The following is a 13,653-nucleotide window of genomic DNA, read 5'->3' as shown; positions in this document are numbered from 1 at the left end:
ACCCGAGTTGACGGAGAGCGTCACCACGACCCAGACCCCCGACTCGGGACCCGGCGGCTACGCGGCGGCCCGGCTGCGGCTCCTCCACGAGGAGTCGCGGCCCGGGCCGCCGCGCCGCGCCGCCCTCGCCCGCCTCACCGACGACTGGCTCGCCCAGCTGCTCGGGGACGCCCCAGGCGTCGCGCTCGTCGCCGTCGGTGGATACGGGCGCGGCGAACTCTCCCCCCGCAGCGACCTCGACGTCCTGCTGCTGCACGACGGCTCGGCGGAACCCGGCGCGCTCGCCGCCCTCGCCGACCGCGTCTGGTACCCCGTCTGGGACCTCGGCCTGGCCCTCGACCACTCCGTACGCACCCCCCAAGAGGCCCGCAAGACCGCGGGGGAGGACCTCAAGGCCCACCTCGGCCTGCTGGACGCCCGGCACATCGCGGGCGACGCCGCGCTCACCGCCGGGCTGCGCACCGCGATCCTCGCCGACTGGCGCGCCCAGGCGCCCACACGCCTGCCGCAGCTGCGCGAACTGTGCCAGGAACGCGCCCAGCGGCACGGCGAACTCCCCTTCCTCCTCGAACCGGACCTGAAGGAGGCGCGCGGCGGGCTGCGCGATGCCACCGCGCTGCGCGCCGTCGCCGCGTCCTGGCTGGCCGACGCCCCCCGCGAAGGACTCGAGGACGCACGCGGCCGCCTGCTGGACACCCGGGACGTGCTGCACCTGACCACTGGACGCGCCACCGACCGGCTCGCGCTCCAAGAACAGGACCAGGTGGCCGCCGGACTCGGCCTGCTGGACGCCGACACCCTGCTGCGGCAGGTGTACGAGTCCGCGCGGACCGTCGCGTACGCGGGCGAGGTCACCTGGCGCGAGGTCGGCCGGGTGCTGCGCGCCCGCTCCGCCCGACCGCGCGTACGAGGCATGCTGGGCACCGCCAGGACGCGCGCAGGCAGAGGGCACCGAAGTCCGGGGGAGGCCGTCGCGGAGGCGGGGGAGCGCAGCCCGCTCGCCGACGGCGTGGTCGAGCACGATGGCGAGGCGGTGCTGGCCCGCACCGCGCGCCCCGAACGCGACCCCGTGCTCCCGCTGCGCGCCGCCGCGGCCGCCGCCCAGGCCGGGCTGCCGCTGTCCCGGGCGGCCGTCCGGCAGTTCGCGCAGGCCACCGCCGTACGCCCGCTGCCCGTCCCGTGGCCGTCCGAGGCCCGCGAAGAGCTGGTGACCCTCCTCGGCGCGGGCGAGTCGACCGTGGAGGTGTGGGAGGCGCTGGAAGCCGAAGGACTGATCACCCGGCTGCTCCCGGACTGGGAACGCGTCCGCTGCCGCCCGCAGCGCAACCCCGTGCACCGCTGGACCGTCGACCGGCACCTGGTGGAGACCGCCGTCAGGGCCGCGTCGCTGACCCGCCGCGTCGGCCGCCCCGACCTGCTTCTCGTCGCGGCCCTGCTGCACGACATCGGCAAAGGCTGGCCCGGCGACCACTCGGTCGTCGGCGAGACCATCGCCCGCGACATCGCCACCCGGATCGGCTTCGACCGCGCGGACGTGGCCGTACTGGCCACCCTCGTCCGGCACCATCTGCTGCTCATCGAGACCGCGACCCGCCGCGACCTGGACGACCCGGCCACCGTACGGTCCGTCGCCACCGCCGTCGGCAGCACCAGCACCCTCGAACTCCTCCACGCGCTCACCGAGGCCGACGCGCTCGCCACCGGGCCCGCCGCCTGGAGCACCTGGCGCGGCGCGCTCGTCGCGGACCTGGTCGAACGCGTCGCCGCCCAGCTCACCGGCGAACCGGAAGGGGACCCCACCACGCCCCGGCGGCCCACGGCGGAGCAGGAACGGCTGGCGATCGAGGCCTGGCGCACCGGCGGGCCCGTCCTGGCACTGCACACGCAGCCGGGACCATCCGCGCGGACGGGCGCGGCCGAGGAGCAGCCCGAAGGCCCCGGGAGCGACGGGCCCGAGCCCATCGGCGTCGAACTGCTCATCGCGGTCCCCGACCAGCCCGGCATCCTGCCCGCCGCGGCCGGGGTGCTCGCACTGCACCGGCTGACCGTACGGGCCGCCGATCTGCGCGCCGTCGACCTGCCGGAGGAACTGGCGGGGCCCGGCGGCGCCCCGGCGCCCGGCACCGGCGTCCTGCTGCTGGACTGGCGCGTCGCCGCCGAGTACGGCTCCCTGCCGCAGGCCGCCCGGCTCCGCAGGGACCTGCTGCGGGCGCTGGACGGGTCCCTGGACATCGCCGCCCGGCTCGCCGAGCGTGAGGCCGCCTACGCGAAGTATCCGCGCCGCCGCGGCCTGCACGCGCCTCCGCCGCGCGTCACCGTCGCGCCCGGCAGCTCGCTGCTCGCCACGGTCGTCGAGGTGCGCGCACAGGACGCCCCCGGCCTGCTGCACCGCATCGGCCGCGCCCTGGAAGCGGCCGGGGTGGCGGTCCGCAGCGCCCGGATCAGCACGTTGGGTGCGAACGCCGTGGACGCCTTCTACGTCACCGACACGGCCGGGGCACCGCTGCGCGCCGAGCGGGCGGCGGAGGTGGCGGCCGAGGTGGAGCGGGCGCTGGGCGGCTGAGCGGCCGCTCGTGAGCGGCGTGACGTACTACCGCGCCCTCTGAGCCGCTCCCGGCGGGCACGGAGTACGTGCCCGGCAGGCATAGGGGACATACTGCGGTGGGCACAGGGGGCAGACCCTTTCCCGGGCGTGCGGATACCCTTGGAGGCCGACCGCCGATCCGACCGCCGACCAGAAGGATTCGCCACCCCGTGTTCGATACCCTCTCCGACCGCCTCGCAGCGACGTTCAAGAACCTCCGGGGCAAGGGTCGCCTGTCCGAGGCGGACATCGACGCCACGGCGCGCGAGATCCGGATCGCCCTCCTTGAGGCGGACGTCGCGCTGCCCGTCGTCCGGGCCTTCATCAAGCAGGTCAAGGAACGGGCCATGGGCGTCGAGGTCTCCCAGGCCCTGAACCCGGCCCAGCAGGTCATCAAGATCGTCAACGAGGAGCTGATCGGCATCCTCGGTGGCGAGACCCGCCGCCTCCGCTTCGCCAAGCAGCCGCCGACCGTGATCATGCTCGCCGGTCTGCAGGGTGCCGGTAAGACCACGCTCGCCGGAAAGCTCGGCCGCTGGCTCAAGGGCCAGGGGCACTCTCCGCTGCTGGTCGCCTGTGACCTCCAGCGCCCCAACGCGGTCAACCAGCTCGCGGTCGTCGCCGAGCGCGCGGGCGTCGGCATCTACGCGCCGCAGCCCGGCAACGGCGTCGGCGACCCGGTGCAGGTGGCCAAGGACTCCATCGAGTACGCGAAGACCAAGGTCCACGACATCGTCATCGTCGACACCGCGGGCCGCCTCGGTATCGACCAGGAGATGATGCAGCAGGCCGCGGACATCCGCGACGCCATCTCCCCGGACGAGATCCTCTTCATCGTCGACGCGATGATCGGCCAGGACGCGGTCAACACCGCCGAGGCGTTCCGCGACGGCGTCGGCTTCGACGGCGTGGTGCTCTCCAAGCTCGACGGCGACGCGCGCGGCGGTGCCGCGCTGTCCATCGCGCACATCACCGGCAAGCAGATCATGTTCGCCTCCAACGGCGAGAAGCTGGACGACTTCGACGCGTTCCACCCGGACCGCATGGCGTCCCGCATCCTCGGCATGGGCGACATGCTCAGCCTGATCGAGAAGGCCGAGCAGACCTTCAGCCAGGCCGAGGCCGAGAAGATGGCGGCCAAGCTGGCGAAGGGCCCCAAGGAGTTCACCCTCGATGACTTCCTGGCGCAGATGGAGCAGGTCAGGAAGATGGGCTCCATCTCCAAGCTGCTCGGCATGCTGCCCGGCATGGGGCAGATCAAGGAGCAGATCAACAACCTCGACGAGCGGGATGTGGACCGCACCGCCGCGATCATCAAGTCGATGACCCCGGCCGAGCGCCAAGACCCGACGATCATCAACGGCTCGCGGCGGGCCCGTATCGCACGCGGCTCCGGTGTCGACGTCAGCGCGGTGAAGAACCTGGTGGAGCGGTTCTTCGAGGCGCGCAAGATGATGTCGCGGATGGCCCAGGGCGGCGGGATGCCGGGCATGCCCGGGATGCCGGGCATGGGCGGCGGCGCGGGCCGGCAGAAGAAGAAGCAGAAGCAGGCCAAGGGCAAGCAGCGCAGCGGCAACCCGATGAAGCGCAAGGCCGAGGAGGAGGCCGCCGCACAGCGCAAGGCGGCGGGCGCCGGTGCCCAGCCGGGTGGCGCGTTCGGGCTGCCCGGCGCGGGTCAGGACGCGGCGGACTTCGAGCTGCCCAAGGAGTTCAAGGACCTGCTGCCGCCGAAGTAGGCACGGCCCTCAACCTCGACAGCGGACGGGTCGGCACAGCCGGCCCGTCCGGTGTTTCGCGGTCCATGGGCCCGCGTTTCGCGGTCCATGGGCCCGGGGCCGCCCGGCGGCCCGCCGGGCGGCGCCGGAGCGGCTACGTCCGGGCGATGACGTAGCGGAACACGTTCGGCATCCACACCGTGCCGTCCGGGCGCCGGTACGGATGCAGCGCCTCGGTGATCTCCTTGCGTACCTGTGTGCCGTCCGTCGCCCGCTCCGCCGTGTCGAACACCCCCGTCGACAGCAGACCACGCACCGCGCTGCCCACGTCCGCGTACCCGAAGGGGCACGCGACCCGGCCGGAGCCGTCCGGCCGCAGCCCCGCCCGCCGCGCGATCAGCTCCAGGTCGTCTCTCCCCCATAGCCCTTCGGGCATGGGAGGTACCCCCATCGACAGCCGCCCGCCGGTGGGCGGCCCGGCGCCCTCCGTACCGCCCGGGGAGCCGAGGGGCGGGCGGTCCGCCAGTCGCGCCGCCACCCGCAGCACCGAAGCCGTGGCGCACCGCTCCGGCGGCCCCCAGCCCGCCAGGACGATCGCGCTGCCCCGCTCGGCGAGGGCGGCGGCCTGGCGGAGCATGCTCGCGGTGTCCCGGGTCGGCTCGTCCTCCCCGCTGGCCGCTTCCGCGGCCGTGCCCGGTTCTTCCTTCCTCCCCTCGCCGGCGCCGTGGCTCGCGGTCACGGCCAGGTCGAAAGCCGTCACCAAGGTGAACGGCGGGGCGGCGGGGTCCTGTTCCGCGCACCGGCCGGGACCGCCGGGGATCAGGCGCACGCCCGCGGTGTGCGCGCCGTCCCCGCGCGCTCTGGTCCTGTGCGCACCACCCGCGCTGTGCACACCACCCGTGCCGTACGCGACGGGCGTGCGGCCCGCGCGGGCGAGCCGCTCACGCGCCAGCGCGAGGCGGTGCGGGTCCGCGTCCGTCCCGCACACCGTCGCGCCGCGGGCCGCCGCCATCAGCAGGGCGAGCCCGGAGCCGCATCCGAGCCCCAGCAGCCGGGTCCCCGCCCCGATGTCCAGCCGCGCGTAGACCGCCTCGTACAGCGGCACCAGCATCCGCTCCTGGATCTCCGCCCAGTCGACGGCGCGGGCGCGGGAGCGCGGTCCGGCCGGGTCAGGCCGGACCGGATCCGAGGGGGGAGCGGGCAGCCGCGGATCCGGGCGCGGATGTCCCGCGGCGCTGTCCGGGTGGTGCCGCTGGACGAGTGTGGGTGTCATGGCATGCGCCCCAATCCGCTGAAAGCAGTGCCGAATTGCCTTCCCTCCCCCGCGCGGCGCCCTGTCGACCGGGCCCCTCATGCCAGAAAACTGCGCTTCCGCGCCGGCGTCCAGGGGGCGTACCGGCCCGGGATCCGATACGGCCCGATTCACGGTTCCGTGCGGGGCGGCCGTACGATCGTCGCCATGGCAAAGGCTCCCGTACTCACTCCCCGGGCGGACGACTTCCCGCGCTGGTACCAGGATCTGATCAACAAGGCCGAGCTGGCCGACAACGGCCCGGTGCGCGGCACCATGGTCATCCGGCCGTACGGTTACGGCCTCTGGGAGCGGATGCAGCAGGAGATGGACGCGCGGATCAAGGCCGCAGGCGCCTCGAACGCGTACTTCCCGCTCTTCATCCCGCAGTCGTACCTGACGAAGGAAGCCGAGCACGTCGAGGGCTTCGCCCCGGAGCTCGCGGTCGTCACCCACGGCGGCGGCAAGGAGCTGGAGGAGCCGGTCGTCGTCCGGCCGACCTCCGAGACGATCATCAACGAGTACTTCTCGAAGTGGGTGCAGAGCTACCGCGACCTGCCGCTGCTGATCAACCAGTGGGCGAACGTGGTCCGCTGGGAGATGCGCCCCCGGGTCTTCCTGCGCACGAGCGAGTTCCTCTGGCAGGAGGGGCACACCGCGCACGCCTCCTACGAGGACGCGCGCGACTACGCCGCCCGCATCCACCGGGACGTCTACGCCGACTTCATGGTGAACGTCCTGGGCATCGACGTGGTCCTCGGCCGCAAGACGGCCAAGGAGCGCTTCGCGGGCGCCATCAACACCCTCACGCTCGAAGGCATGATGGGCGACGGGAAGGCCCTCCAGATGGGCACCAGCCACGAGCTGGGCCAGAACTTCGCCAAGGCATTCAACACCCAGTACCTGTCCAAGGACGGCAAGCAGGAGCTCGTCTGGCAGACGTCCTGGGGCGTCTCGACCCGCATGGTCGGCGGACTGATCATGTCCCACGGGGACGACAGCGGACTGCGTGTGCCGCCGCGGCTGGCGCCGGTCCAGGTCGTCGTCCTGGCCATCAAGGGCGACGACGCGGTGATCGCCAAGGTCCGCGAGATCGGCGACACGCTGCGGGCCGCGGGCCTGCGCGTCCAGGTCGACGACCGTACGGACACGCCGTTCGGCCGTCGCGCCGTCGACTGGGAGCTCAAGGGCGTCCCGGTGCGGATCGAGGTCGGCCCGCGCGACCTGGAAGGCGGCACCGCGATGGTCGCCCGCCGGATCCCCGGGGGCAAGGAGCCGGTGGCGATCGAGGCGCTGGCCGGGCTGCTGCCCGCGATCCTGGAGGAGGACCAGGCGCTGCTGCTGCGGCAGTCGCGGGAGCGCCGGGAGGCGCGCACGTCCGATGTGAAGACCGTGGAGGAGGCCGGCGAGGTCGCGTCCGCGGGCGGCTGGGCGCGTATCCCGTGGGCCGAGCTGGGCCCGGAGGGCGAAGCCAAGCTCGCGGAGCAGGCCGTGTCGGTGCGCTGCCTGGTGGCCGAGGACGGTTCGGTGCCGGACGCCGATGACGCGCCCGGGAACGTCGCGATCGTCGCCCGTGCGTACTGACGCTTCGTACCGGTAGTGTTGACGCTCCGTATGGCGCCGCTGGCGTCCATACGGAGCGTCTGCTGCTATAAGGCCGCATCGCGTGAACTGACTGGTACGTGCAAAATATTTGAGATGCCCCGGAATCGGAACACCGAGCGGTGCCGAGTCGTTATCACGACGTGAGCACGACACCACCTGTTCTCGCCGCGGAACTGGCACAAGCGTGGGCCGACATTCAACGTCACCACCCCGAGCTGCCGGATCTCGCCGCGCCCGAATCCCTGATCGGAGAGTCGTCGTCCGCTTGCGGGGCCGAGCTCTCCTTCGAACGGCTGCTGCACGAGGCAGTCCACGGCATCGCGGCCGCTCGCGGTGTCCGGGACACCTCCCGTGCCGGCCGCTACCACAACCGCCGGTTCCTGGCGATCGCCGAGGAGCTGGGCCTGGACCATACGGAGGAACCACACCCTAGTAGCGGCTTCTCCCTGGTCACCCTCAGCACCGAGGCCAGAAAGCGGTACCGGCCGACGATCGAGCGGCTTCAGCGCGCCCTCAAGGCGCACACCGTCGCCACCACCGCCGACACCTCCCGTACGTTCCGCGGGCCCGCCGCGAGACATGGCTCCTCCGGCGGCGGCGTGCGGGTGAAGGCGGTCTGCGAGTGCGGGCGCAACGTCCGCGTCGTCCCGTCGGTGCTCGCCCAGGCGCCGATCATGTGCGGTGGATGCGGAAAGCCTTTCCGTATCCCGGAAACCGCGGCCGTCGCCTGACCGGGTGCCCGGCGTACGGGGGCGCGGTCGCCGTGTGGCAGAATGGTCAGCTGTACTCGACAGCCGCATAGGACCCCTCTCTCCTCCGGCTGACGCGTCCATCGGGCACTCGGGTACCGCAACCCCACGTGGCATCTCGTTGTGCCCAACCACGTCAAGACCAGGAGACACCACTCCCGTGGCAGTCAAGATCAAGCTGAAGCGTCTGGGCAAGATCCGTTCGCCTCACTACCGCATCGTCGTCGCCGACTCCCGTACCCGCCGTGACGGCCGGGCCATCGAGGAGATCGGTCTGTACCACCCGGTGCAGAACCCGTCGCGTATCGAGGTCGACTCGGAGCGCGCGCAGTACTGGCTGGGTGTCGGCGCGCAGCCGACCGAGCCGGTTCTCGCCATCCTGAAGCTCACCGGTGACTGGCAGAAGTTCAAGGGTCTGCCCGCCCCGGCGCCGCTGAAGGTCGCCGAGCCGAAGGCCGACAAGCGCGCCCTGTTCGAGGCCGCGGCCAAGGACGCCGGTGACGAGCCGAAGGGTGAGGCCATCACCCCGAAGGCGAAGAAGGCCGACAAGAAGGACGAGGCCGCCGAGGCTGCCTCCTCCTCCGAGTCCACCGAGGCCTGAGGATGCTCGAAGAGGCGCTCGAGCACCTCGTGAAGGGCATCGTCGACAACCCCGACGACGTGCAGGTCGCCTCGCGCAACCTGCGCCGAGGGCAGGTGCTGGAGGTCCGGGTGCACCCCGACGACCTCGGTAAGGTGATCGGCCGCAACGGCCGCACCGCACGCGCCCTGCGCACCGTCGTGGGCGCTATCGGCGGCCGTGGCATCCGCGTCGACCTCGTCGACGTGGACCAGATCCGCTGAGCAGCGAGAGATAGAGCACCGGCACGGGCCGGGGAGGGCTTGCGGCCCTTCCCGGCCCGTGTGCGTGAAAGGACTGATCACAGTGCAGCTGGTAGTCGCGCGAATCGGCCGCGCCCACGGCATCAAGGGCGAGGTCACGGTCGAGGTGCGCACCGACGAGCCGGAGCTGCGGCTCGCGCCGGGCGCCCGGCTCGCCACCGAACCGGCCTCCGCCGGACCGCTGACGATCGAGACCGGCCGGGTGCACAGCGGCCGCCTGCTGCTGCGCTTCGAGGGCGTCAAGGACCGTACCGCGGCGGAGGGACTGCGGAACGTCCTGCTGATCGCCGAGGTCGACCCCGACGAGGTCCCGGAGGACCCCGAGGAGTTCTACGACCACCAGCTGATCGACCTCGACGTGGTCACCGTCGACGGCGCGGAGATCGGCCGGATCGCCGAGATCTCCCACCTGCCGTACCAGGACCTGCTGATCGTCAAGCGGCCCGACGGCCAAGAGATCATGGTCCCGTTCGTCAGCGAGATCGTGCCCGAGATCGACCTGGAGGCGCAGCGGGCCGTCATCGACCCGCCGCCCGGCCTGCTCGACGAGGCCCAGGCGGAGGTCGCCAGCAGCAGGGACGAGTCCTGATGCGCCTCGACGTCGTCACGATCTTCCCCGAGTACCTCGAGCCGCTGAACGTCTCGCTGGTCGGCAAGGCGCGCGCCCGCGGACAGCTGGACGTACGGGTACACGACCTGCGGGAGTGGACGCACGACCGGCACAACACGGTGGACGACACCCCGTACGGCGGCGGACCCGGCATGGTCATGAAGCCCGAGCCGTGGGGCGAGGCGCTGGACGCGATCATCGCCTCCGGCGAGGTGGAGCCCAAGCCGACGCTCGTCGTCCCCACCCCCAGCGGCCGCCCGTTCACCCAGGCGCTCGCCGTCGAGCTGTCGGAGCGGCCGTGGCTGATCTTCACGCCCGCCCGCTACGAGGGCATCGACCGCAGGGTCATCGAGGAGTACGGCGAGCAGTACGAGGTCCACGAGGTCTCCATAGGCGACTACGTCCTCGCGGGCGGCGAGGCCGCCGTGCTGGTGATCACCGAGGCGGTGGCCCGGCTGCTGCCCGGTGTGCTGGGCAACGCCGCCTCCCACCAGGACGACTCCTTCGCCTCCGGCGCCATGGAGAACCTTCTGGAGGGCCCCGTCTACACCAAGCCGCCGCAGTGGCGAGGCCGGGGCATTCCGGAGGTCCTGGTCAGCGGGCACCACGGCAAGATCGCCCGCTGGCGCCGGGACGAGGCGTTCCGGCGGACGAGCCGCAACCGCCCCGACCTGATCGAGCGCTGCGACCCCGCCACCTTGGACAAACACGACCGCAAGCTGCTGGACGAGCTGGGCTGGCAGGAGCAACCGGACGGCCGATTTGGGCCGTCGGCCGAGGCCGTGGAAGAATAGGGCGCTGCTGTACGTCCGGCCGGCGCCCCTGCCACAGGGGGACACGACGCCGGTCCGATCGGACGGCACTTCAATCCTCATCCCGACATACCGCCGATGACCTGTGGCATTGGCGAGGAAAGCAGACACTCATGTCTCACCTGCTCGACAACGTCGACGCCGCGTCGCTGCGCAGCGACATCCCGACCTTCCGCCCCGGCGACACGGTCAACGTCCACGTCCGTGTCATCGAGGGCAACCGCTCCCGTGTGCAGCAGTTCAAGGGCGTCGTCATCCGCCGCCAGGGCTCGGGCGTGCGCGAGACCTTCACGGTCCGCAAGGTCAGCTTCAGCGTCGGCGTCGAGCGCACCTTCCCGGTGCACACCCCGATCGTGGAGAAGATCGAGGTCGTCACCCGCGGTGACGTGCGCCGTGCGAAGCTGTACTACCTCCGTGACCTGCGCGGCAAGGCCGCGAAGATCAAGGAGAAGCGCGACAACTGAAGCGGTGTCGGGCGTCCCGGGCAGGGCGGATAGGCTCTGGCCCGATGGACACCGACGCAACCGTCTCCGAGCGCGACCGCTCCTCCGCACCCGATGAGAGTGCGAAGGAGCGGTCGCGCTCGTCGCGTTGGCGCACGCCGGGTTCATCGCGCTCTCGTACGCCGGACTCTTCGCGTTGGCGTGGCTGGCGGCCGTACGCGCTGATCGCGGCGGTCTGCTGCACCGTGGTGCTCCTGGTGAGCACCTTCGTCGTCCAGCCGTTCCTGATCCCCAGTGGATCGATGGAGAACACCTTGCGTCCCGGAGACCGGGTACTGGTGAACAAGCTGGCGTACCGTTTCGGTGATGAGCCGCGCCGCGGCGATGTGGTGGTCTTCGACGGCACCGGCTCCTTCGTGCAGGGGGAGCCGTCCGGGAACCCGGTGACGGGGCTGCTGCGCGAGGTGGGCGCGGCCCTCGGGGTGGCCGAGCCGGCCGAGACCGACTACGTCAAGCGCGTGGTGGGCGTCGGCGGTGACCGGGTCACCTGCTGCGACCGGCGGGGGAGGATCAAGGTGAACGGGCATCCGGTGGACGAGCCGTACCTGTACCCGGGCGATGCCCCCTCGCTGGTGCGCTTCGACGTCGTCGTACCCGAGGGCAGGCTGTGGGTGATGGGGGACCACCGCAGTGACTCCCGGGACTCCCGTGACCACCTGGGCGCGCCGGGCGGGGGCACCGTCCCGGTCGACAAGGTGATCGGGCGGGCCGACTGGATCGGCTGGCCGTTCGGCCGCTGGAGCTCGCTGGACCGTCCCACGGCGTTCGACCGGGTCCCGGAGCCGGGCGGTGCCCATGGGTAGCCGCGGACGGCCGCGGCACGGGCAGCGCCGGGCGGGCGGCGGCGCCCACAGCGCCGGCGCCGAGCGGCCGGGGGAGCGGGTACCGGGCGGACGGGCCGAGCGGCGCAAGGCGCTGCGCCGGATCAAGCGCCGGCGGCGCCGCTCCGCTGTGAAGGAGATCCCGATCCTCATAGGCGTGGCGCTGCTGATCGCGCTGGTGCTCAAGACGTTCCTCGTGCAGGCGTTCGTGATCCCGTCGGGCTCCATGGAGCAGACGATCAGGATCGGCGACCGGGTGCTCGTGGACAAGCTCACCCCCTGGTTCGGGTCCAAGCCGGAGCGCGGGGACGTCGTGGTCTTCAAGGACCCTGGCGACTGGCTGAAGGAGGAGCGCAAGCCGCCGGCGGATGATCCGGTGGTGATCAAGCAGGCGAAGCAGTTCCTCACCTTCATCGGCCTGCTGCCCTCCGACGACGAGCAGGACCTGATCAAGCGGGTGGTCGCGGTCGGCGGCGACACGGTGCAGTGCTGCGACAAGGATGGCCGGGTCACCGTCAACGGCACCCCGCTGAACGAGCCGTACCTGCATCCGGGCAACGAGCCGTCGAAGATCAGGTTCAAGGTCAAGGTGCCCAAGGGCCGACTCTTCATGATGGGCGACCATCGCGCGGACTCGGCGGACTCCCGCTTCCACCTGGACGAGGAGGGGCACGGCACGGTCTCGGAGGACCTCGTGGTCGGCCGGGCGATCGTGATCGCATGGCCGTTCGGGCACTGGCGCCGGCTGGAAGAGCCATCGACATATGCTTCGGTGAAGGACGCGCCGAGTGGCGAGCAGCAGGCGGACGGCTCGGCGCATAGGCTTGCCCCCACGGATCAGCATGGAATGGTCCAGCTCCCGACCCCTGCGGAACTCCCGCTCGTTATGGGAGTGGTGGGCCTGCGTCGAACCTGGCGCAGGCGGCAGCGCGGCGTGAGGAGTAGATGTGGGGGATGTGGCGGTCGGCGCACGGTCCGGCCACGACGAGCCCGACAAGCAGTCCGAGACGACCGGGGAACCGCCCGCCGACGAGGCGGTCGACTCCGGCGGGACGCCCACGGGTCCTGCCGAGGCGGTGGCCGAGCGGGCAGGGACGCCGGAGGCAGGCACCCAGCCCGGGGACTCCGAGACCGCCGCCGGCACCGCTGACGGCGAGGGAGACGGCAAGCCGAAGAAGAAGCAGCGCTCCTTCTGGAAGGAACTGCCGATCCTGATCGGTATCGCGCTGCTGCTGGCGCTGCTGATCAAGACGTTCCTGGTGCAGGCGTTCTCGATCCCCTCGGACTCGATGCAGAACACCTTGCAGCGTGGCGACCGGGTGCTGGTGGACAAGCTGACTCCCTGGTTCGGCTCGGAGCCCGAGCGCGGCGAGGTCGTCGTCTTCCACGACCCGGGCGGCTGGCTGGACGAGGCCCCGCAGACCGACTCCGGTCCGGTGGCCGAGGGGATCCAGAAGGTCCTCAGCTTCGTCGGCCTGATGCCTTCCGCCGAGGAGAAGGACCTGATCAAGCGGGTCATCGCGGTCGGCGGCGACACGGTGGAGTGCAAGGCGGGCGGGCCGGTCAAGGTCAACGGCAAGGCCCTCGACGAGCCGTACCTCTTCCCCGGGAACACTCCCTGTGACAACCGTCCGTTCGGGCCGGTCAAGGTGCCCGACGGTCGGCTGTGGGTGATGGGCGACCACCGCAAGGACTCGCGGGACTCGCGCTACCACCCGGAGCTGCACGACGGCACGATCTCGGTGGACGACGTCGTCGGGCGCGCTTTCGTCGTCGCCTGGCCGATCGACCGCTGGGCCACGCTTCCGGTGCCGGACACCTTCGGCCAGCCGGGGCTCAGCACCGCCATGGCGGCGGCTCCGTCGGCACTCGGGCTGGCGGGCGCCGTGCCGATCGTCCTGTGGCGCCGCCGCAGGCTGATCCGCAAGGCCGAGGTCGGCGCGGGCGCGCGGCCTGGCACGTCGCCGGGCGACCGGGCCGACGCCACCCGCGAGGACGGCTGACGGCCGCACCGCTCGCGGCGTGCCGCTCACGCGAGGGCAGGCCGCGACGGGACCGCACATGACGGACTGCTCACGACG

13 protein-coding genes are annotated in these 13,653 nt (G+C 72.0%); 12 read left to right on the top strand and 1 reads right to left on the bottom strand.

The window, feature by feature from the left end; genetic code table 11:
- Nucleotides 1–7 precede the first annotated feature (7 nt).
- Together ACQUSR_RS08485 and ffh are read left to right on the top strand one after the other, a co-directional pair.
- The gene (locus ACQUSR_RS08485; protein ID WP_431041942.1) at nucleotides 8–2,563 is read left to right on the top strand and encodes a [protein-PII] uridylyltransferase; all 2,556 of its coding nucleotides are present in this window, start codon (nucleotides 8–10) and stop codon (nucleotides 2,561–2,563) included.
- A 191-nt stretch (nucleotides 2,564–2,754) separates the two neighbouring features.
- Complete coding sequence (ffh, locus tag ACQUSR_RS08480) at nucleotides 2,755–4,320, top strand: signal recognition particle protein (protein ID WP_431041941.1); 1,566 nt, start codon at nucleotides 2,755–2,757, stop codon at nucleotides 4,318–4,320.
- Nucleotides 4,321–4,453: 133 nt separating this feature from the next.
- On the opposite strand, the gene ACQUSR_RS08475 is transcribed toward ffh, so the two are convergent.
- Nucleotides 4,454–5,572 (bottom strand): methyltransferase domain-containing protein, encoded by a 1,119-nt coding sequence (locus tag ACQUSR_RS08475; RefSeq protein ID WP_431041940.1) that lies wholly within the window; start codon nucleotides 5,570–5,572, stop codon nucleotides 4,454–4,456.
- A gap of 186 nt (nucleotides 5,573–5,758) precedes the next feature.
- Between ACQUSR_RS08475 and proS the strand changes: the two genes are divergently transcribed.
- The 10 genes from proS to lepB (ACQUSR_RS08425) all read left to right on the top strand — a co-directional run bounded on the left by proS (nucleotide 5,759) and on the right by lepB (ACQUSR_RS08425) (nucleotide 13,575).
- Nucleotides 5,759–7,174, top strand: coding sequence for a proline--tRNA ligase (gene proS, locus ACQUSR_RS08470; protein WP_431041939.1), 1,416 nt, complete (start codon nucleotides 5,759–5,761; stop codon nucleotides 7,172–7,174).
- 161 nt (nucleotides 7,175–7,335) lie between these two features.
- Entirely contained in the window at nucleotides 7,336–7,926 is a 591-nt protein-coding gene (locus ACQUSR_RS08465) for a hypothetical protein (protein ID WP_431041938.1), read from the top strand.
- A 178-nt stretch (nucleotides 7,927–8,104) separates the two neighbouring features.
- Nucleotides 8,105–8,545: a 30S ribosomal protein S16 gene (rpsP, locus tag ACQUSR_RS08460; protein ID WP_431041937.1), complete on the top strand. Its 441-nt coding sequence runs from the start codon at nucleotides 8,105–8,107 to the stop codon at nucleotides 8,543–8,545.
- A 2-nt stretch (nucleotides 8,546–8,547) separates the two neighbouring features.
- Nucleotides 8,548–8,787 (top strand): RNA-binding protein, encoded by a 240-nt coding sequence (locus ACQUSR_RS08455; RefSeq protein ID WP_201880709.1) that lies wholly within the window; start codon nucleotides 8,548–8,550, stop codon nucleotides 8,785–8,787.
- 82 nt (nucleotides 8,788–8,869) lie between these two features.
- On the top strand, nucleotides 8,870–9,415 hold the full coding sequence (rimM, locus tag ACQUSR_RS08450; protein WP_431041936.1) for a ribosome maturation factor RimM: 546 nt from the start codon (nucleotides 8,870–8,872) through the stop codon (nucleotides 9,413–9,415).
- The gene (gene trmD, locus ACQUSR_RS08445; protein ID WP_431041935.1) at nucleotides 9,415–10,230 is read left to right on the top strand and encodes a tRNA (guanosine(37)-N1)-methyltransferase TrmD; all 816 of its coding nucleotides are present in this window, start codon (nucleotides 9,415–9,417) and stop codon (nucleotides 10,228–10,230) included. Before rimM ends, trmD begins: the two co-directional genes overlap by 1 nt.
- A gap of 131 nt (nucleotides 10,231–10,361) precedes the next feature.
- Entirely contained in the window at nucleotides 10,362–10,712 is a 351-nt protein-coding gene (gene rplS / locus ACQUSR_RS08440; RefSeq protein WP_304464196.1) for a 50S ribosomal protein L19, read from the top strand.
- Nucleotides 10,713–10,756: 44 nt separating this feature from the next.
- Nucleotides 10,757–11,554 (top strand): signal peptidase I, encoded by a 798-nt coding sequence (gene lepB / locus ACQUSR_RS08435; RefSeq protein ID WP_431041934.1) that lies wholly within the window; start codon nucleotides 10,757–10,759, stop codon nucleotides 11,552–11,554.
- Nucleotides 11,547–12,722, top strand: a complete 1,176-nt coding sequence (gene lepB / locus ACQUSR_RS08430; protein ID WP_431041933.1) for a signal peptidase I — start codon at nucleotides 11,547–11,549, stop codon at nucleotides 12,720–12,722. Before lepB (ACQUSR_RS08435) ends, lepB (ACQUSR_RS08430) begins: the two co-directional genes overlap by 8 nt.
- Complete coding sequence (gene lepB / locus ACQUSR_RS08425) at nucleotides 12,649–13,575, top strand: signal peptidase I (protein ID WP_431041932.1); 927 nt, start codon at nucleotides 12,649–12,651, stop codon at nucleotides 13,573–13,575. Before lepB (ACQUSR_RS08430) ends, lepB (ACQUSR_RS08425) begins: the two co-directional genes overlap by 74 nt.
- The last annotated feature ends 78 nt before the right edge of the window (nucleotides 13,576–13,653 follow it).

The organism is Streptomyces sp. P1-3, assembly GCF_050613155.1.
In the GTDB taxonomy this organism is placed as follows: Bacteria; Actinomycetota; Actinomycetes; order Streptomycetales; family Streptomycetaceae; genus Streptomyces.
Note: the sequence above shows the minus strand (reverse complement) of the source record. Positions and strands in the feature narration are given on the sequence as shown.

Excerpts from the sequence above, each read along its gene's own strand:
- lepB (WP_431041934.1), top strand. The coding sequence starts at position 10,757 with ATGGACACCGACGCAACCGTCTCCGAGCGCGACCGCTCCTCCGCACCC.
- rplS (WP_304464196.1), top strand. The coding sequence starts at position 10,362 with ATGTCTCACCTGCTCGACAACGTCGACGCCGCGTCGCTGCGCAGCGAC.
- trmD (WP_431041935.1), top strand. The coding sequence starts at position 9,415 with ATGCGCCTCGACGTCGTCACGATCTTCCCCGAGTACCTCGAGCCGCTG.
- ACQUSR_RS08455 (WP_201880709.1), top strand. The coding sequence starts at position 8,548 with ATGCTCGAAGAGGCGCTCGAGCACCTCGTGAAGGGCATCGTCGACAAC.
- lepB (WP_431041933.1), top strand. The coding sequence starts at position 11,547 with ATGGGTAGCCGCGGACGGCCGCGGCACGGGCAGCGCCGGGCGGGCGGC.
- ACQUSR_RS08475 (WP_431041940.1), bottom strand. The coding sequence starts at position 5,572 with ATGACACCCACACTCGTCCAGCGGCACCACCCGGACAGCGCCGCGGGA.
- proS (WP_431041939.1), top strand. The coding sequence starts at position 5,759 with ATGGCAAAGGCTCCCGTACTCACTCCCCGGGCGGACGACTTCCCGCGC.